Origin of the sequence: Allonocardiopsis opalescens (genome assembly GCF_003002095.1) — a bacterium.
Lineage (GTDB): Bacteria > Actinomycetota > Actinomycetes > Streptosporangiales > Streptosporangiaceae > Allonocardiopsis > Allonocardiopsis opalescens.
Window position 1 is genome coordinate 43,657 of record NZ_PVZC01000011.1, and the last position, 19,575, is coordinate 63,231.

Annotated in this window: 14 protein-coding genes; 4 read left to right on the plus strand and 10 right to left on the minus strand. The window is 75.3% G+C overall.

The features are described from left to right. The first annotated feature begins 231 nt into the window (after positions 1 to 231). Complete coding sequence (locus tag CLV72_RS29555; protein ID WP_245930522.1) at positions 232 to 1,593, plus strand: dihydrolipoyl dehydrogenase family protein; 1,362 nt, start codon at positions 232 to 234, stop codon at positions 1,591 to 1,593. 6 nt (positions 1,594 to 1,599) lie between these two features. Here the strand turns inward: CLV72_RS29555 and CLV72_RS29560 are convergent, their stop codons facing one another. Continuing rightward, positions 1,600 to 2,253 (minus strand): TetR/AcrR family transcriptional regulator, encoded by a 654-nt coding sequence (locus CLV72_RS29560; RefSeq protein WP_106253158.1) that lies wholly within the window; start codon positions 2,251 to 2,253, stop codon positions 1,600 to 1,602. Between the two features lie 228 nt (positions 2,254 to 2,481). Between CLV72_RS29560 and CLV72_RS29565 the strand changes: the two genes are divergently transcribed. Further along, on the plus strand, positions 2,482 to 5,067 hold the full coding sequence (locus CLV72_RS29565) for a molybdopterin-dependent oxidoreductase (RefSeq protein WP_106253161.1): 2,586 nt from the start codon (positions 2,482 to 2,484) through the stop codon (positions 5,065 to 5,067). Then, positions 5,064 to 6,017, plus strand: coding sequence for an FAD binding domain-containing protein (locus CLV72_RS29570; protein ID WP_106253163.1), 954 nt, complete (start codon positions 5,064 to 5,066; stop codon positions 6,015 to 6,017). The genes CLV72_RS29565 and CLV72_RS29570 overlap by 4 nt, the downstream gene beginning before the upstream one ends. A gap of 6 nt (positions 6,018 to 6,023) precedes the next feature. Here the strand turns inward: CLV72_RS29570 and CLV72_RS29575 are convergent, their stop codons facing one another. Both CLV72_RS29575 and CLV72_RS29580 read right to left on the minus strand, forming a co-directional pair. Further along, a complete protein-coding gene (locus tag CLV72_RS29575) occupies positions 6,024 to 7,148 on the minus strand; it encodes an acetate/propionate family kinase (protein WP_106253165.1) in 1,125 nt (374 codons plus the stop codon). Between the two features lie 2 nt (positions 7,149 to 7,150). Then, entirely contained in the window at positions 7,151 to 9,529 is a 2,379-nt protein-coding gene (locus CLV72_RS29580; protein ID WP_245930524.1) for a phosphoketolase family protein, read from the minus strand. Between the two features lie 407 nt (positions 9,530 to 9,936). Between CLV72_RS29580 and CLV72_RS29585 the strand changes: the two genes are divergently transcribed. Beyond that, a complete protein-coding gene (locus CLV72_RS29585; RefSeq protein ID WP_170141169.1) occupies positions 9,937 to 10,836 on the plus strand; it encodes an SDR family NAD(P)-dependent oxidoreductase in 900 nt (299 codons plus the stop codon). Here CLV72_RS29585 and CLV72_RS29590 read toward each other — a convergent pair. From CLV72_RS29590 to CLV72_RS29620, 7 genes are all read right to left on the minus strand, one after another. Next, positions 10,818 to 11,495 (minus strand): response regulator, encoded by a 678-nt coding sequence (locus CLV72_RS29590; RefSeq protein WP_106253173.1) that lies wholly within the window; start codon positions 11,493 to 11,495, stop codon positions 10,818 to 10,820. The two genes, CLV72_RS29585 and CLV72_RS29590, sit on opposite strands and share 19 nt — an antisense overlap. Further along, positions 11,492 to 14,218, minus strand: coding sequence for a DUF4118 domain-containing protein (locus CLV72_RS29595; RefSeq protein ID WP_281262449.1), 2,727 nt, complete (start codon positions 14,216 to 14,218; stop codon positions 11,492 to 11,494). Before CLV72_RS29595 ends, CLV72_RS29590 begins: the two co-directional genes overlap by 4 nt. Before the next feature lie 114 nt (positions 14,219 to 14,332). After that, positions 14,333 to 14,941, minus strand: coding sequence for a potassium-transporting ATPase subunit KdpC (gene kdpC / locus CLV72_RS29600; RefSeq protein ID WP_106253176.1), 609 nt, complete (start codon positions 14,939 to 14,941; stop codon positions 14,333 to 14,335). After that, positions 14,942 to 17,056, minus strand: coding sequence for a potassium-transporting ATPase subunit KdpB (gene kdpB / locus CLV72_RS29605; protein WP_106253178.1), 2,115 nt, complete (start codon positions 17,054 to 17,056; stop codon positions 14,942 to 14,944). It abuts the gene before it with no gap. Then, on the minus strand, positions 17,057 to 18,733 hold the full coding sequence (gene kdpA / locus CLV72_RS29610) for a potassium-transporting ATPase subunit KdpA (RefSeq protein ID WP_106253180.1): 1,677 nt from the start codon (positions 18,731 to 18,733) through the stop codon (positions 17,057 to 17,059). Positions 18,734 to 18,735: 2 nt separating this feature from the next. Continuing rightward, positions 18,736 to 18,831 carry a K(+)-transporting ATPase subunit F gene (kdpF, locus tag CLV72_RS29615; RefSeq protein WP_106253182.1) on the minus strand — a complete coding sequence of 32 codons (96 nt, stop codon included), beginning with the start codon at positions 18,829 to 18,831 and terminating at the stop codon, positions 18,736 to 18,738. A 312-nt stretch (positions 18,832 to 19,143) separates the two neighbouring features. Then, a complete protein-coding gene (locus CLV72_RS29620) occupies positions 19,144 to 19,401 on the minus strand; it encodes a hypothetical protein (RefSeq protein ID WP_146159620.1) in 258 nt (85 codons plus the stop codon). Between the last annotated feature and the right edge of the window lie 174 nt (positions 19,402 to 19,575).

Genomic DNA, 19,575 nt, shown 5'->3' on the forward strand with positions numbered 1-19,575 from the left:
GCAGATCTGAACCATCGTTCAAAACATTCGTTCAGAACGGATGTTCAGATCGACTCGGCGCCCGAGCGGCCGGAACGCCGCGCGGCCGGGGCGGACGGGGCCGGATACGGCCGCGTCCACGCGCCGGGCGGCGGATTTGCCCGGCCGCGCGCCCTCGGTCGGCGTAGGTTGAACGGGGCCGGGCCGATGGGCGCGGCGCGCGAGCCGCCGGTAGGAGCAGGGGGAGCTGTGGTGGAGACCGTTGACGTCGTGGTGATCGGCATGGGCCCGGGCGGTGAGGCGCTGGCCGGGCGGCTGGCGGAGGCCGGGCTGTCCGTCGTCGGGCTCGACCACCGGCTGGTGGGCGGGGAGTGCCCCTACTGGGGATGCATCCCGAGCAAGATGATGATCCGCGCCTCCGGGCTGCTGGCCGAGGCGCGCCGGGTGCCGGGCATGGCCGGCGAGGCCGAGGTGCGGCCCGACTGGGCGCCGGTGGCGCGCCGCATCCGCGAGGAGGCGACCGACGACTGGGACGACCGGGCCGCCGTCGAGCGCTTCGAGGGCAAGGGCGGCCGCTTCGTCCGCGGCACCGGCCGGCTGACCGGCCCGCGCACCGTCGCCGTCGACGACGGGCGCTCCGGCGAGTTCACCGCCGAGCGCGCCATCGTGGTCAACGCCGGCACCTCGCCGCTGGTGCCCGACATCCCGGGCCTGGCCGGCACCCCGTTCTGGACCAACCGCGAGGCGCTGGAGGCGGTGGAGGTGCCGGAGTCGCTGGCCGTGCTGGGCGGCGGCCCCATCGGCCTCGAACTGGCGCAGATGTTCGCCCGCTTCGGCTGCCGGGTCACCATCCTGGAGGCGGGCGACCGGGTGCTGAAGGTGGAGGAGCCCGAGGCCTCCGAGGTGCTCGACCAGGTGCTGGCCGCCGACGGCGTGGCGGTGCGCACCGGCGTGAAGCTGTCGGGGGTGCGGCACGAGGGCGGCGGCTTCCAGCTGGACCTGGGCGATGACACCCTGGGCGCCGAGCGGCTGCTGGTGGCCACCGGCCGCCGCACCGACCTGGCCGCCCTGGGCGTGGACCGCATCGGCCTGGACCCCGACGCCCGCTACATCCCGGTCGACGGCCGGCTGCGCGCCGCGCCCGGCGTGTGGGCGGTGGGCGACATCACCGGCAAGGGCGCCTTCACCCACGTCTCGATGTACCAGGCGAAGATCGTTGGCGACGACATCCTCGGCCTGCCGGTGCACGAGGCCGAGTACCACGGGCTGCCCCGCGTCACCTTCACCGACCCCGAGATCGGCGCCGCGGGCGTCACCGAGCACCAGGCCCGCGAGCGCGGCCTGCGGGTGGCGACCGGCTACAGCGCGCTGCCGTCGTCCTCGCGCGGCTTCATCCACAAGGCGGGCAACGAGGGCTTCATCAAGCTGGTCGCCGACGCCGACGCCGGGGTGCTGGTCGGCGCGACCTCGGCCGGGCCGTCGGGCGGCGAGGTGCTGTCCGGGCTGGCCGTCGCGGTGCACGCCCGGGTGCCGCTGGAGCGGCTGGCGACCATGATGTACGCGTACCCGACCTTCCACCGCGCCATCGAGGACGCGCTGAACCACCTGGGCTGAGGCGCCTCAGGGGCGCAGGCCGTCGAGCAGGACGCGGACGAGCCGGGACGCCGAGGCCGACACGTCGACCTTGCCGGTGTGCAGCCGCCCGGTCAGGCTGAGGTCGACCAGGCCGTGCAGGGTGCCCCACAAGACGATGACCTGCTCCTTGCCTTCGCCGGCGCGCACGTGGCCGGCGCGCCGGCAGGCGGCGAGCAGTTCGTCGAAGTACTTGAGCGCGACCCCGGCCGCCGCGTAGGACTCGCCGCTGTCGTCGAAGGGGATGGCGTCGCGGAACATCAGCTGGTAGTGGCGCGGCCGGGCCAGGCCGGCCCGGATGTAGGCGACGCAGCCGCGCTCCAGCGCGTCCAGCGGCCCGGCCGGGCCGCCGCCGGCCTGCACCGCCGCGCGGACCTCGTCGTGCAGGACGCCGAAGCTGCGGGCGGCCACCGCGGACAGCAGGTGGTCCTTGTCCTTGAAGTGGCGGTAGGGCGCGGTGCGCGACACACCGGTGCGGGCGCCGACGGCACGGAGGGTGACGGCGTCGGGGCCGCCCTCGGCCAGCAGCTCGCTGGCGGCCGCGACCAGCCGGGCGCGGGTGCCGTCGCCGGACTCCGCCGGGTGCGCGGGGCCCGGGCCGACGCGGCCGCCGGTTCCCGGCCCGCTCCTGGACCGCTTCATGCCGTGACCTTACTACGCGTCCGGCCGCGCCCCGGGCGCGCGGGAAGGGAGTTCGCGGAGGTGAGCGCGGTGCGCGCTCCCGCGCCCGGCCCGGCGCGGGCGCGGGGGGCGCGGCCCGGACCCGGCGGCCATGTTGACAACGACAACCTCGCTGCATACGTTGACGTTGTCAACATCGGCAGGCGGCCCATGCCGCCACCGCTCCGCGCACCAACGACAGGAGCCCGGATGAAGCTCACCGTCAACGGCGCCGTCACCGGTGTCGACGCCGACCCCGACGAGCCCGCCGTCCGCACGCTCCGCGACGGCCTCGGCCTGACCGGGACGAAGCTGGTCTGCGGCACCGGCGTCTGCGGCGCCTGCACCGTCCAGGTCGACGGCGTGCCCCGCGCCTCGTGCATCACCCCCACCGCCGCCCTCGCCGACCGCGAGATCACCACCGTGGAGGGCCTGGGCGGCGAGCACCCGGTGCAGCGCGCCTTCGCCGCCCACGACGCCATGCAGTGCGGCTACTGCACCCCCGGCTTCGTCGTGGAGGCCGCCGCCTTCGTCGACGGCTGGCGGGTCGAGCACGGCGACACCGAGCCCTCGCGCGAGCAGATCGCCGCCGCGATGGCCGGCCACCTGTGCCGCTGCGGCGCCTACCAGGGCATCTACGCCGCCATCGCCGCCGCCTGCGCCGGCCGGCACGACGAACCCGCCGAGCCGGCCAGGGTCGACGCCGCCGCGAAGGTCACCGGCGCCGCCCGCTACACCACCGACGTGCGGCTGCCCGGCCAGCTCGAAGGCGTCATCATCCGCTCCCCGCACGCCCACGCGCGGGTCGACGCGATCGAGGCGAACGGCGTCCCGCTGGTCGACCTGCGCCCCGCCGACGGAGTGGTCCGCTACGCCGGTCAGCCGGTCGCCGCCGTGGCCGCCGCCGACCACGCCGCGGCCACCGCCGCCGCGGCCCGCGTCGAGGTCTCCTACACCCCGCTGGCCGCCGTCACCGAGTTCGGGTCCGCGCTCGCCGAGGGCGCCCCGCTGGTCTACGACACCGAGGAGAGCCGCAAGTCGGCGCTGTCGTCGGCCGAGGGCGCCAATCTGCCCGGCCGCTGGCAGGGCAATCTGCACACCACCTCGGGACTGCCCCTGCCCGGCGGCGGCACCGCCGAGCGGCGGATCGAGCGGGCCCGGCGCCGCGGCGACCAGCGGCTGGTCTCGGCGGTGTACACCACCGCCGTCCAGGTGCACTCCGCCCTGGAGCCGCACGCCTCCGTCGCCCGCTTCGACGACGCCGGCCACCTGCACCTGTACATCTCCACCCAGCGGGTCTCCGCCGTCGCCGACGCGGCGGCCGAGCGCTGGAAGCTGCCGCGCGAACAGGTGCACGTCGTCGCCGAGCACGTCGGCGGCGGCTTCGGCGCCAAGGCCAACCTGACGGCCGACGCCGTCGCCGCGGTGGAGCTGGCCCGGCTGACCGGGTCGCCGGTGCGGGTGGTGCTGGACCGCGCCGAGGAGCTGACCGACGGGGGCAGCCGCCCCGGCAGCCGCACCGAGCTGTCCCTGCTCGCCGACGAGCGCGGCCGGCTGGCCGCCCTCACCGTCGACGCGCAGGGCGACGGCGGCGCGTCCACCGGCAGCTCCGTCGGCCTGATGGCCCGCCTCATGTACGGCACCGCGCCGCGCCGCATCCGCGACAGCGACGTGCTCACCAACCTGCCGCCCGGCGCGCCCTTCCGCGCCCCCAACGGGCCGCAGCTGGCCTGGGCGCTGGAGCAGGCCGTGGACGAGATGGCGCACCGCCTCGGCGAGGACCCCATCTCGCTGCGCCGCCGCTGGGACGGCAACCCCAAGCGCCGGGCCCTGTACGAGACGGCGGCCGCCCTGCCGCTGTGGACCGGGCGGCCCGCCACCGGCTCGGCCGCCGGCCGCTTCCGGCGCGGCGTCGGCGTGGCGGCCGGCAACTGGCTGTACATGGCCAGCCCCAAGACCCAGGTGGAGCTGACGGTGGAGCGCGGCACCGTGGTGGCGCGCTCGGCCACCCAGGACCTCGGCACCGGGCTGCGCACCGTCATCGCCAACGTGGTCCGCGAGGAACTGGGGCTGCCCGCCGACCGGGTCCGGGTGGAGATCGGCAGCAGCGACCACGTCCCGGGCCCTCCCTCCATCGGCAGCCGCTCCACCACCTCCGTCGGCCCGGCCGCGCACGACGCCGCGGTGCGGCTGCGCACCGCGCTGCGCGAGGGCGCCGGCACCGCGGGCCGCGAGGCCCCGGTGGCGGCGCTGCTCGACGGCGCGGACGGCCTGCGCGTCACCGGCCGCCGCGCCCGCGACCGCGGCGGCTACCTGCTCCCCTTCTCCGTCGCCGACGCCGCGATCGGCCGCGGGATGAGCGGCGCCGTGCACGTCACCGAGGTGGAGGTCGACACCCTGCTCGGCTCGGTGCGGGTCACCCGGGTCTGGGGCGGGCTCGCGATCGGCCGCGTCTACGCGCAGGGGCCGGCCCGCAACCAGGCCGAGGGCGCCATCATCCAGGGCGTCGGCTACGCCCTGTTCGAGCAGCGCCGGGCCGACCCGGCCACCGGGGTGCTGCTCACCGACAACCTGGAGGACTACCACCTGCCCGGTATCGGCGACACCCCCGAGATGGAGATCCACTTCCACCCCGACGGCTGGGAGTACGTCACCGGCGGCGGGGTGGGCCTCGGCGAGGTCTCCGCCGTGGGCGTCGCCGCCTCCGTCGGCAACGCCGTGTACAACGCCACCGGCTGGCGCCCGCTCGACCTGCCGATCCGCCCCGACCGCCTGCTGGAAGGGATCAACCGATGAGCACCACCGCCCCCACCAGCCTGGACGGCGTCGCCGAGGCGCTGGCCTCCGGCGGCCGCCCGAGGGCCGGCGGCACCGACCTCACCGTGCTGCACCGGCTCGGCCTGGCCCGCGGCCCCTACGTGGACCTGGGCGGGGTGGCGGCGCTCGGCGGGGTGGGCTGGCGCGCCGACGGCTCCGCCCGGATCGGCGCCACCACCCCGATCGCCGAGATCGCCGCCGACGAGCGGCTGCGCGCCGCCTACCCGGCGCTGACCGCGACGGCGGCCGCGCTGGCCACCCCGCAGGTGCGGGCGGCCGCCACCCTCGGCGGCAACCTGCTGCAGCGCAACCGCTGCTCCTACCTGCGCAATCCGCACTTCTCCTGCCACCAGAGCGGCGGCACCGGCTGCCCGGCCCGCACCGGCGTGCACGCGAACGGGGTCGCGGTCGATCAGGGTCCGTGCGTGGCGCCGCATCCGTCCTCGCTGGCGATGGCGCTGGTCGGCTACGGCGCCACCGCCGAGACCCGCGCCCGCGGCACCCTGGCGGTGGCCGATCTCTACGGCGACGGCTCCGACCCCACCCGCGACCACCTGCTCCCCGAGGGGGAGGTGCTGCTCGCCGTGGACCTGCCGGTGCCCGAGCCTGGTGAGCGCGCCGCCTACCGCCGCGCCACCGCGCGGACCGCCGCGGAGTGGCCGCTGGTGGAGGCGGTGGCGCGCCTGGTCGTCACCGACGGGCGGGTCCGCGCCGCCGGGGTGGCGGCGGGCGGGGTCGCCCGCACCCCGCTGCGGCTCACCGAGGTGGAGCAGGCCCTCATCGGCCGGCCCGCCGACGCCGCCGTGCTGGCCGCGGCGGCCGCGCTGGCCGCCGAGCGCTGCCGGCCGCTGCCGCAGACCGGCTACAAGGTCGGCCTGCTCCGCGACACCGTCCGCGACGTGCTGGAGCGCGCCGCCGAGCAGGGCTGAGGGCCGCTAGCCGCCCGCGGCGGCCCGGGGCCGCACCGCGCCGAGCACCTCGCGCACCTCGCGGGCGATCTCCAGGTCCTCGCGGGCGGCGATGGCGAAGGTGCGCACCCGGGCGCCCGCGGCGCCGATCTCGGCATCGGCCTCGCCGGTGTCGGCGGCGCCGTTGGCGGCCGCGTCGACGGCCACGCCCAGGAAGCGCAGCCCCTCGGCCGCCCCGGCGCGCACCGCGGCCGACGCCTCGCCGACGCCGCCGGTGAACACCAGCGCGTCCAGGCCGCCGAGGGAGGCCGCCATCGCGGCGATCCCGGCGCGCAGCCGGTGCAGGTAGACCTCCAGGCCCAGCCGGGCCGGCTCCTCGCCCCGGTCGGCGGCGGCCAGCACCTCGCGCATGTCCGCGGTGCCGGCCAGGCCGAGCAGCCCGGACTCGTGCTCCAGGGTCTGCGCGATCCGGGCGGGCGCGATCCCGGCGTGCTGGACCAGCCAGAGCACCAGGCCGGGATCCACCGAGCCGCTCCTGGTCGCCATCACCAGGCCCTCCAGCGGGGTGAAGCCCATCGTGGTGTCCACGCTCGCCCCGTCGCGGACGGCGGCCAGCGAGGCGCCCGCGCCCAGGTGCGCCACCACCAGCCGCCCCGCGGCGCCGCCCGACAGCTCGGCCGCCCGGCGGGCGGCGTAGGCGTGCGCGAGACCGTGGAAGCCGTACCGGCGGATCCGGTAGCGCGAGCGCCACTCCTCGGGCAGCGCGTAGGCGGCCGCCGCGGCCGGGAGCCCGGCGTGGAAGGCGGTGTCGAAGCAGGCGACGGCGGGGGTGCCGGGCAGTGCGGCGCCCACGGCGTCGATGCCCGCCAGCGACTTGGGCTGGTGCAGCGGCGCCAGGTCGGTCAGCTCGCGCAGCCGCCGCACCACCGCCTCGTCCAGCCGCACCGGCGCGGTGAAGTCCGGGCCGCCGTGCACCACCCGGTGCCCGACGGCGTCGGCGCCGTCCAGCCGCTCCAGGGCGCGGGCCAGCTCCTCGGAGCCGGCCACCCCCGCGGTCGCGGCCAGCCGCTGGTGGCCGATCACGGTGTCGTCGGCGTCGAGCAGGCTCAGCTTCACACTGCTCGACCCGGCGTTGACGACGAGGACGCGCATGGTCAGCGGCTCCAGGTCCAGTCGCGGATGTCGGGTCGGTCCTCGCCGTGGCGGCGGGTGTAGGCGCGGGCGTCCAGGCGCTGGTCGGACAGGTACTGGCGCAGGTGCGCCGCCCGCGGGCCGATGCCGGGCACCCGGTCGATGACGTCCATGGCCAGGTGGAAGCGGTCGAGGTCGTTGAGCATGACCATGTCGAAGGGGGTCGTGGTGGTGCCTTCTTCTTTGTAGCCGCGGGCGTGGATGTGGGGGTGGGCGGCGCGCTTGTAGGTGAGGCGGTGGATCAGCCACGGGTAGCCGTGGAAGGCGAAGATGACCGGGGTGTCCGGCGGGAACAGGGTGTCGAACTCGGCGTCGGGCAGCCCGTGCGGGTGCTCGGTGGGGGGTTGCAGGCGCATCAGGTCGACCACGTTGACCACCCGGGCCTTCAGCTCGGGCAGGTGCTCGCGCAGCAGTTCGGCGGCGGCCAGGGTCTCCAGGGTGGGGATGTCGCCCGCGCAGGCCAGCACCACGTCCGGGGTCTCGCCGTCGTCGGTGCCGGCCCAGGGGAAGGTGCCGATGCCCCGGGTGCAGTGCGCGATCGCCTCGTCCATCGGCAGGTAGGTCAGGGCCGGCTGCTTGCCGGCGACGATCACGTTGACGTAGTCGCGCGAGGACAGGCAGTGGTCGGCCACCGACAGCAGGGTGTTGGCGTCGGGCGGCAGGTAGACCCGGACGATCTCGGGCTTCTTGTTCAGCACGTGGTCGATGAAGCCGGGGTCCTGGTGGGTGAAGCCGTTGTGGTCCTGGCGCCACACGTGCGAGGTGAGCAGGTAGTTCAGCGAGGCGATCGGCCGCCGCCAGGGCAGGGTGCGCGACACCTTCAGCCACTTGGCGTGCTGGTTGAACATGGCGTCCACGATGTGGATGAAGGCCTCGTAGCAGTTGAACAGGCCGTGGCGGCCGGTGAGCAGGTAGCCCTCCAGCCAGCCCTGGCACAGGTGCTCGCTGAGCACCTCCATCACCCGCCCGTCGGGCCCCAGGAACTCATCCGTGGGCAGCCGCTCGGCCGACCAGGCCCGGTTCGTGGCCTCGAAGACCTCGCTCAGCCGGTTGGAGGCGGTCTCGTCCGGACCCATCAGCCGGAAGGTCCGCGGATTGGCCCGGACCACGTCGCGCAGCCAGCCGCCCAGCACGGTGGTGGCCGACGCCGTCTCCGTCCCCGGCCGCTCCACCTCCACCGCGTAGTCGCGGAAGTCCGGCAGCCGCAGCGGCCGCAGCAGCAGGCCGCCGTTGGCGTGCGGGCTGGCGCTGATCCGCCGCTCGGGCCGCGGCAGCACGGCGGTGACATCGTCCACCGGGACGCCGCCGGGGGTGAACAGCTCCTCGGGCCGGTACCGGCGCAGCCACTCCTCCAGCATCCGCAGGTGGGCGCCGTCCTCGCGGACCTTGTCCAGCGGCACCTGGTGGGAGCGCCAGGTGCCCTCCACCGGCTTGCCGTCGACCTCGCGGGGGCCGGTCCAGCCCTTGGGGGTGCGCAGCACGATCACCGGCCAGCGCGGCCGCGCGCCGTCGCCGCCGCCCTGGCGGGCGGCGCGCTGGATGGCGGCGATCGCGTCCAGCGCCTCGTCCAGCACCCCGGCCATCCTGCCGTGCATGACCGAGGGGTCGTCGCCGGAGACGAAGTACGGGCGGTAGCCGTGGCCCTCCAGGAAGGAGGCCAGGTCCTCCTCCGGCACGCGGGCCCAGACGGTGGGGTTGGCGATCTTGTAACCGTTCAGATGCAGGATCGGCAGCACGGCGCCATCACGCACCGGATCCACGAACTTCACCGACGCCCAGCTCGCCGCCAACGGCCCCGTCTCGGCCTCACCATCCCCGATCACACACGCCACCACCAGATTGGGGTTGTCGAACGCCGCACCGTGCGCGTGGGCCAGCGAGTAGCCCAGCTCGCCGCCCTCGTGGATCGACCCCGGGGTCTCCGGCGCCACATGGCTGGGCACGCCGCCGGGGAAGGAGAACTGCCGGAACAGCCGCCGCATCCCGTCGGCGTCCCGGCCCACATGGGGGTAGACGTCGGTGTAGGTGCCCTCCAGCCAGGCGCAGGCCACCGCGGCCGGACCGCCGTGGCCGGGGCCGACGATCCACATCATCTCCAGCTCGCGCAGCGCGACCTGCCGGGACAGGTGGGCGTAGAGGAAGTTCAGGCCCGGGGTGGTGCCCCAGTGGCCAAGCCGCCGCGGCTTGATGTGGTCGGGGCGCAGCGGCTCGGTCAGCAGCGGGTTGTCCAGCAGGTAGATCTGCCCCACCGACAGGTAGTTGGCCGCCCGCCAGAACGCGTCCACCTGGAGCTGCGCCCGCTGGTCGAAGGCCGGCGCCGCGCCGGGCGCCTGCGGCGGGATCTCGGTCCGCACGGTTCGTCGTCCCCCTTCCCGGCACGGCCCTCGCGGCCGCCTCGGGCCCGCCTTTAACCCGGATGCCGAGCCTTCAACCACGGCCCGGGGACGGGGGCCGCGGCGGGCGTGCGGGAGCGGCGGCCCGAGGGGGATACGGGGAGGGGAGGGCCGCCGCTCGCGTGCGTTTCCTGTCACGACTCCGCACTGCTCACCAGGAAACGTCACGAAGCGTACGTCCATGCGCACGCTGAGTCAATACCGTATGCAATCGATGATCAGGTTCCGGCCGGCCGCGCCCGCCGCTCCCCCGCCGGGCCGGCGGGCCGTTTCCGCCGACGCCCTTCGTGCCGCTTCGCCAGGTTTCCGATAGCTTTTCGTCGGCAGACACCGGCCCCGCGCGGGGAGGACCGATCGTGACACCCCTGCACCGCCAGGCACGGGCGGTCCTCGGCACGCTCGGGTACGGCACCCACCTGCGCGCGCTGCGCACCGCCGTGCGCGGCCGGGTCGCCCTGGTCACCGGCGCCTCCTCCGGCATCGGCGCCGCCACCGCGCTGCGGCTGGCCGGGGCGGGCGCCACCGTGCTGCTGGCCGGGCGCTCCACCGAGCGGCTGACCGCCGTGCGCGACTCCGCGGTGCGGGCCGGCGGCGCGGCCCGCGTCCACCCGGCCGACATCGCCGACCCCGCCTCAGTGGCCCACCTGGTGGAACAGGTCCTGGCCGAGCACGGCCGGGTCGACATCGTGGTGAACGACGCCTCCCGCTCGCTGCGCCGCGCCGGCGCCCCGGGCCCCTCCCCGGTGGAGCGCTTCGCCGACCACACCCGCGCCGCCCATGTGAACTACCTCGGCCCGGTCCGGCTGCTGCTCGGCCTGCTGCCGGCCATGCGGGCGCGCGGCGGCGGGCACATCGTCACCATCGGCACCGCCCGCGCCGGCGGCCCCGCCGACGGGTGGGCCGCCTACGCCGCCTCGCGCGCCGCCTTCGAGACCTGGCTGCGCACGGCGGTGCCCGGCGGGCCCGACGACGGCGTGACCGCGACCTCGGTGAACTTCTCCCCCGTCCGCGAGCCCGCGGACGGGCGCCCCTACACCGCGGACACCGGGATCGACCCCGAGGCCGCCGCCGACGCGGTCTGCCGGGCGCTGACCCGCTACCCGGGCCCCGACACGCCGTGGACCACCCGGCTGGGCGGCGCGCTGTCGGCGGCGGTGCTGCCGCCCGACGGGGCGGTGCTCACCCCGCTCAGCGGCACCGGGCGGCGCCCGGCCGCCGGGCGCGGCGGGCCGCCCGGCTACACCTCCAGCCGGTAGCCCATCCCCGGCTCGGTGATCAGGTGGCGGGGGCGGTGCGGGTCGGGTTCGAGCTTGCGCCGCAGCTGCGCCAGGTAGACGCGCAGGTAGTTGGTCTCCCGGCGGTAGCTGGGACCCCAGACCTCCTGCAGCAGCTGCTGCTGGCTGACCAGCCGGCCCGAGTTGCGCGACAGCACCTCCAGGATCCGCCACTCGGTGGGGGTCAGCCGCACGTCCTGCCCGTCCTCGCGGCGGGCCTTGCGCGCGGCCAGGTCCAGGGTGAACGACGCCGTGCGCAGCACCGCCTCGGACTCCACCGGCACCGCCCGGCGCACCGCCACCCGCAGCCGGGCCAGCAGCTCGTCCATGCCGAAGGGCTTGGTGACGTAGTCGTCGGCCCCGGCGTCCAGCGCGCGGACCTTCTCAGCCGAGCTGTGCCGGGCCGACAGCACGATGATCGGCACACCGGTCCAGCCGCGCAGCCCCTGGATGACCTCCACACCCTCCATGTCGGGCAGGCCGAGGTCGAGCAGCACCACGTCGAAGTGGCCGGCCGCCGCGGCGGCCAGCGCCGCCCGGCCGTCGGGCGCCGCGTCGACCTCGTAGCCCCGGGCGCGCAGATTGATCCGCAGCGCGCGGACGATCTGCGGCTCGTCGTCCACCACGAGAACCCGCGTCACGCTTTCCCTCCATCGCCTCGGGCCGCGCCGCCGTCCCCCGCCTCGTCGGCGGACTCCGCCCCTTCAGCGCGCTCTGCCCCTCCGACGCGCCCCGTCTCCTCGACGCGCCCTGTTTCCGTCTCCTCAACGCACTCTGTCTCCTCAACGCCCACCGCACCGCCGTCGTTTCCGCCGTCCCCGGTCTGCGCGGCGGGCAGCGAGAAGACCATGGTCAGCCCGCCGCCGGGGGTGTCCTCGGCGGACAGGGTGCCCGACATCGCCTCGGTGAAGCCGCGCGCCACCGCCAGGCCCAGCCCCACCCCCATGCCGCGCGGCGCGTCGCCGAGCCGCTGGAAGGCCTCGAAGATCCGCTCCTTGGCGGCGTCGGGCACGCCGGGGCCGCGGTCCACCACCCGCACCTGCACGGTGCCGGCCAGCGAGCTGGCCGCCACCAGCACCGGGGAGCCGCCGGGGGCGTGCTTGACCGCGTTCTCGACCACATTGGCCACCGCCCGCTCCAGCAGGCCCGGATCGCACAGCACCGGCGGCAGGCACTCCGGCAGGCTGATCTTCACCCGCTCGGGCGGCACGCCGACCACGGCGGCCGGGACCACCTCCTCCAGGGTCACCGCGCGGGTCTTGGGCACCACCGAGCCGGTCTGCAGCCGGCTCATGTCCAGCAGGTTGCCCACCAGCCCGTCGAGCCGGTCGGCGGACTCCTCGATGGTGGCCAGCAGCTCGCCCTGGTCGTAGGGGTCCAGATCGATGTCGGTGGCCCGCAGGCTGCTCACCGACGCCTTGATCGAGGCCAGCGGCGTGCGCAGGTCGTGGGAGACGGCGGCCAGCAGCGCGGTGCGGATCTTGTTGTGCTCGGCCTGCCGCTTGGCCGCGGCCGCGTCCTCGACCAGGCGGTGCCGCTCCAGCGCCGCGCCCACCTGGATCGCGAAGGCGCTGATCACCCGCTGGTCCTCGGCGGGCAGTACCCGGCCGCGCAGTGCCAGGCTGAGGGTGTCGCTCACCGGCACCAGCACGTCGGCGTCGCCCGGCCCGGTGCACGGCGCGCCGCCGACGCTCTCCACCGGCCGCCAGCCGCCGTTGCGCTCCAGCAGCGTCACCGAGGTCTGGCCGAAGGTCTCCGACACCCGCCGCAGCAGCGAGCTGACGGTGCGCTCCCCGCTGAGCACGCTGGTGGACAGCAGGCTCAGCGTGCTGGACTCCGCCCGCGCCCGCGCCGCCTGCTGGGCGCGGCGGGCCGCCAGGTCGACCACGGCCGCCACCGACACCCCCACCGCGACGAACACGCCCAGCGCGATCACGTTGTCGGGGTGGGAGATCACCAGGGTGCGGGTGGGCGGGGTGAAGAAGAAGTTCAGCATCATGCTGGCCCACACCGCGGCCACCATGGCCGGCCACAGCCCGCCCACCAGCGCCACCAGCACGGTGACGCCCAGGAAGAGCAGGAAGTCGGTGGTTAGGTTCAGCCGGTCGGGCCCCGGCAGGTGCAGCAGCATGCTGAGCACCGGCGGCGCCAGCACCGCCAGCGCCCAGCCCCACGCCTTGCGGGCCCGGCTCAGCGCCTCGGCCGACTGCGGCACCATGCCGCGCCCCCGGCCGACCTCCTCGTGCGTGACCATGTGCACGTCGATCTCGCCGGAGTCGCGGGCCACCGTGGCGCCCACGCCCGGACCCGACACGTACTGCCAGCGGCGGCGCCGCGAAGAGCCCAGCACGATCTGGGTGGCGTTGACGCCCCGGGCGAACTCCAGCAGCGCGGCCGGCACGTCGTCGCCGATGACCTGGTGGAAGGAGCCGCCCAGGCTCTCCACCAGCTGCCGCTGCCTGGCCAGGCTCAGCGGCGAGGTGGCGGCCAGGCCGTCGCTGCGGCTGACGTGCACGGCCAGCAGCTCGCTGGGCTGCGGCTGGCCGCTGCCCCGGGTGCGCGCCGCGATCCTGGCCGCCCGCCTGATCAGCGTCTCGCCCTCGGGGCCGCCGGTCAGCGCCACCACGATCCGCTCGCGCGCCTCCCAGGTGGCGCGGATGCCGTGCTCGCCCCGGTAGCGCGAGAGCCCCTCGTCGACCCGGTCGGCCACCCACAGCAGCGCCAGCTCGCGCAGCGCGGTGAGGTTGCCCTCGCGGAAGTAGCTGGACAGCGCCGCGTCGATCTTCTCGGCCGGGTAGATGTTGCCGTGCGCCATCCGCCGCCGCAGCGACTGGGGCGACATGTCCACCAGCTCGATCTGGTCGGCGCGGCGCACCACCTCGTCGGGCACGGTCTCGCGCTGGCGCACCCCGGTGATCTGCTCGACCACGTCGTTGAGCGACTCCAGGTGCTGGATGTTCACGGTGGTGATGACGTCGATGCCGGCGGCCAGCAGCTCGTTCACGTCGTGCCAGCGCTTGGTGTTGCGCGAGCCGGGCACATTGGTGTGCGCCAGCTCGTCGACCACCGCGGTCTTCGGGGCGCGGCGCAGCACCGCGTCCACGTCCATCTCGGTGAACTCCGCCCCCCGGTGCACCAGGGTGCGGCGCGGCACCGTCTCCAGCCCGGCCAGCAGCTCGGCCGTCTTCGCCCGGCCGTGCGTCTCGGCGAAGCCGATGACCACGTCGCCGCCCCGGCCGCGCTTGCGCTGCGCCTCGCCGAGCATCGCGTAGGTCTTGCCGACGCCGGGCGCGGCGCCGAGGTAGATGCGCAGCCGTCCGCGCCGCCGCTCGGCGGCGTCGGGCTCGGGCGCGGCGGTGCTCACGGCCGGCCCGCCGGGCCGGCCGCGCCGCGGCGGCCGTGGAGGCGTCTCACCGTGCCACCGTACGTCCGAACCGGTGCGAAGTGCGCAGACGGCTCCACGGCCGCGCGGCGCCCATCAGCCAGCCCCGCCCGCCCCGGCCGCCTCGGCCGCCTCGTCCAGGGCCAGGTTCAGCTCCAGCACGTTGACGGCCGGCTCGCCGAGGAAGCCGAGCCCCCGGCCCTGGACGTGCTCTTCCACCAGGGCGGCCACCGCGGCCGGGTCCATGCCCCGCTCCCGCGCCACCCGGTCGGCCTGGAGCCGCGCGTAGGCGGGCGAGATGTGCGGGTCCAGGCCGCTGCCGCTCGCGGTGAGCGCGTCGGGCGGCACCGCCTCGGGCGGCACCCCGTTCAGCTCGGCGGCGGCCGCCCGCCGCTCCTCCACCGCGGCCAGCAGCTCCGGGCTGGTCGGCGCCAGGTTGGAGGCGCCGCTGGACAGCGGGTCGTAGCCCTCGCCCGCCGCCGAGGGGCGGCCGTGGAAGTACGACGGGTCCTCGACCGGCTGGCCGATCAGCCGGGAGCCGACCGGCTCGCCGTCGCGCTCCACCATGCTCCCGTTGGCCTGCCCGGGCATCAGCAGCTGCCCGGCGCCGAGCACCGCCAGCGGGTAGCCCAGGCCCAGCACGACCGTCAGCGCCGCCAGGACGCGCAGGCCGGCCGCGGCCTGCCGCAGCCACAGCATGTTCATCTAGCTCACCACTCCGGGAATCGACGAGATGACGAGGTCGACGGCCTTGATCCCGAGGAACGGGACGATCAGGCCGCCGACGCCGTAGACCAGCAGGTTGCGGCCGAGCAGCCGGCCGGCCGCCTCGGCCCGGTAGCGCACCCCGCGCAGCGCCAGCGGGATGAGCGCGACGATGACCAGGGCGTTGAACACCACGGCCGACACGATCGCCGTCTCCGGCGTGCTCAGCCGCATGATGTTCAGCGCCTCCAGGCCGGGGAAGACCGCGACGAACATGGCCGGGATGATCGCGAAGTACTTCGCGATGTCGTTGGCCACCGAGAAGGTGGTCAGCGCGCCGCGGGTGATCAGCAGCTGCTTGCCGATCTCCACGATCTCGATGAGCTTGGTCGGGTTGGAGTCCAGGTCCACCATGTTCCCGGCCTCCTTGGCGGCCGAGGTGCCGGTGTTCATCGCCACCCCCACGTCGGCCTGGGCCAGGGCGGGGGCGTCGTTGGTGCCGTCGCCGGTCATCGCGACCAGCCGGCCGCCCTCCTGCTCCCGCCTGATCAGGTCGAGCTTGTCCTGCGGGGTCGCCTCGGCCAGGAAGTCGTCCACCCCCGCCTCGGCCGCGATGGCCCTGGCGGTGAGCGGGTTGTCGCCGGTGATCATCACCGTGCGGATGCCCATCGCGCGCAGCTGCGCGAAGCGCTCGCGCAGGCCCTCCTTGACGATGTCCTTGAGGTGGATGACGCCCAGCACCCGCGCGGGCTCGCCCTCGCGCCACTCGGCCACCACCAGCGGCGTGCCGCCGCCGGCGCTGACCGCGTCGACGGCCGGGCCGACCTCCTCGCCGGGGTGCCCGCCCTTGTCGCGGACCCACTCCAGCACGGCGGCGGCCGCGCCCTTGCGGACCCGCAGCACGCTCCCGTCGTCCTCGCCCAGGTCCGCGCCCGACATCCGGGTCTGCGCCGAGAAGGGGACCCACACCGCGCGGGCCAGCTCGCCCGGGGTGCGTTCACGCAGCCCGAACTCGCGCTTGGCGAAGACCACGACCGAGCGGCCCTCGGGCGTCTCGTCGGCCAGGCTCGACAGCTGCGCCGCCCCGGCCAGCTCGCGGGGGTCCACCCCGCCGACCGGCACGAAGGCGCTCGCCTGCCGGTCCCCGAGGGTGATGGTGCCGGTCTTGTCCAGCAGCAGCGTGTTCACGTCGCCGGCCGCCTCCACCGCGCGCCCCGACATGGCCAGCACGTTGCGGCGGACCAGCCGGTCCATGCCGGCGATGCCGATGGCCGACAGCAGCGCCCCGATCGTGGTCGGGATCAGGCAGACCAGCAGCGCGACCAGCACCAGCGCCGACTGCGGCCGCCCCGAGTAGGCCGCCAGCGGCTGGAGGGTGACCACCGCGAGCAGGAAGACCAGCGTCAGCGCGGCCAGCAGGATGTTCAGCGCCAGCTCATTGGGCGTCTTCTGCCGGTCCGCCCCCTCCACCAGCGCGATCATCCGGTCCAGGAAGGACTCACCCGGCCTGGTGGTGATCTGGACGACGATGCGGTCCGACAGCACCCGGGTGCCGCCGGTCACCGCGCTGCGGTCGCCGCCGGACTCGCGGATCACCGGCGCGGACTCGCCCGTCACCGCGGACTCGTCCACGCTGGCGACGCCCTCGACCACGTCGCCGTCGCCGGGGATGACGTCGCCCGCCTCGCAGACCACCAGGTCGCCGGGGCGCAGCCCGGCGGCCGGGACGGTCTCCTCGGCGCCGCCTCGGCCGCTCAGCCGGCGCGCGCTGGTGTGCTCCTTGGCGCGGCGCAGCGCGGCGGCCTGCGCCTTGCCGCGCCCCTCGGCGACCGCCTCGGCCAGGTTGGCGAAGACGACGGTCGCCCACAGCCACAGGGTGACCGTCCAGGCGAACACGCTCGGTTCGAGGACGGCGAGCACGGTGGTGAAGACCGAGCCGATCTCGACGGTGAACATGACCGGTGACTTCACCATCACCCGCGGGTCGAGCTTGCGCAGGGCCGAGGGCAGCGCCGCCGCCAGCGCGCGGACGGTGAACGCGCTCCGGCCGGCCGGAGCCTTTCCCGAAGGGCCCGGTACGGCACCGGTGCCGCGGGCCTGGGTCGTGGTGGACATCTACGCGAGACCTTCCGCGATCGGGCCCAGCGCCAGGGCCGGGAAGAACGTCAGCCCGGTGACGATGAGCACGGTGGCGACGACCATGCCCACGAACAGCGGGCGGTGCGTCGGCAGGGTTCCGGCGGTGGCCGGGGCCGGCCGCTGCCCGGCCAGGGCGCCGGCCAGCGCCAGCACCAGGACCATCGGCAGGAAGCGGCCGAGCAGGATGGCCAGGCCCAGCGCCGTGTTGTAGAAGGGCGTGTTCGCCGACAGCCCGGCGAAGGCGCTGCCGTTGTTGTTGGCGGCCGAGCCGAAGGCGTACAGCACCTCCGACAGGCCGTGCGGCCCGGCGTTGAGGATCGACTCACGGGCGCCGGGGACCGACAGCGCGACGGCGGTGCCGGCCAGCACCAGGGCCGGGGTGGTCAGCGTGTACAGCGCGATCAGCCGGATCTCGCGGGAGCCGAGCTTCTTGCCCAGGTACTCGGGGGTGCGGCCGACCATCAGCCCGCCGAGGAAGACGGCGAGCATCGAAATCACCAGCATGCCGTACAGCCCCGAGCCGACCCCGCCCGGTGTGACCTCGCCGAGCAGCATGTTCAGCATCACCAGGCCGCCGCCGAAGGCGGTGAAGGAGGAGTGGAAGGAGTTGACGGCGCCGGTCGAGGTGCTGGTGGTGGCGGTGGCGAACAGCGCCGACGCCCACTCGCCGAAGCGCGTCTCCTTGCCCTCCATCGCCCCGCCGGCCGCCTGGAGCGCGGCGCCGTGCCCGGAGACCTCGGCCGCGGTGACGCCGGCCAGCGACAGCAGGAAGATGGTGCCCATCGCGGCCAGCAGCGCGGTGCCGTGCCGGTGCCCGCCCGCGCCCTGCGCGGCCAGCATCGTCCCGTAGGTTCGGGTGAGCGAGACCGGGATCAGCAGGATGAGCAGGATCTCCAGCAGGTTGGTGAAGGCGTTGGGGTTTTCGAAGGGGTGCGCGGAGTTGGCGTTGTAGAAGCCGCCGCCGTTGGTGCCCAGCTCCTTGATGGCCTCCTGGGAGGCCACCGGCCCGCCCGGGATGGACTGGGTGCCGCCGGTCAGGGTGGTCACCTCGACCGGGGCGGCCAGGTTCTGCACCACACCGCCGGCCAGCAGCAGCAGCGCCGCGGCGAAGGAGATGGGCAGCAGCACCCGCAGCGCGCCCCTGACCAGGTCCACCCAGAAGTTGCCGAGCAGTTCGGTGCGGCGCCGGCTGATGCCGCGCACCACCGCGACCGCCACGGCCATGCCGACGGCGGCCGAGGCGAAGTTCTGCACCGCCAGCCCGGCCGCCTGCACCAGGTGGCCCATGGTCGACTCGCCCGAGTACGACTGCCAGTTGGTGTTGGCCACGAAGGACACCGCGGTGTTCCACGCCTGGTCGGGGGCGACCGGCGGCAGGCCCAGGCTCAGCGGCAGCAGGTGCTGCAGGCGCTGGAGGCCGTAGAGCACCAGCACCGACACGGCCGAGAAGGCGAGCACGGCGCGCGCGTAGCCGGTCCAGGTCTGCTCGGTGTCGGGGTCGATCCCGGCGAAGCGGTAGACCAGCCGCTCCACCCGCAGGTGGCGGCGGCCGGAGTAGACGCGGGCCAGGTAGTCGCCCAGCGGCACGTACAGCGCCGCCAGCAGCGAGAGCAGCAGGCCGATCTGGGCGAGCCCGGCGAGGGTCTGGCCCACGGCTAGAACCTCTCCGGGCGGACCAGCGCGAGCAGCAGGTACCCCGCCAGGCCCAGCGCCACGACCAGGCCGGCGATGTCGGCGAGCGGCGCGCTCATATCCGGCTCACCGCGCTCGCCACCAGCCCCGCCAGCGCGAATGCCGCGATGGTCAGGACGATGAACGCGATATCGGCCACCTTCGCCCTCCCTCGGCGCCGGGCGGCCGGGCGGATACCCGGCCCTAGGACCCGACGTGGGGAGTCAACCGCCCCAATAGCGGCGTTTCGTCGCGCGTTGATGATCCCTTAGCGAATGCCGAGCTGCGCTTGATGACTTTTTAGCGTTCGTCAACGGTACGGGCTGAGCTGGGCTTTCGCCGGGCGGCCGGCGGCGGGCCCGGCCGTCGCCGGCCCCGCCGCCGGCCGGCGGTCAGTTCCACAGCCGCTTCATCCGCCACTCGTCGGTGGGCACCAGGTGCGCGATCTCGGCGATGCCGGGCCCGTCGGCGGACTCCACCGCGACGCGGTAGAGGCGCAGCGCCGGCGGTTCGCCGGCGGAGGCGGGCCGCTCGGGCGAGGCCCACTGGCCGAGCACGCGCTGTACCCGGTAGTCGGTGTCGCGCCAGGCGATGGACCAGCCCGCGGCGTCGACCCGGGAGTCGATCGGTTCGTCGTAGAGGTGAGTCACGCGGGTGATCATATCGAACACATGTTCGATGACGTCCAGCCGGACACGCCGGACCGGACACGACCGTAGCCGCACCCCGCCCCGCCCGGCGCCCGACACGGCGGCGGTGGCCGCACCCGGACCGGTCCCGGCCGGACAGGGGGCGGACAGGGGGCCCGGGGCCGCGCCCGAGCG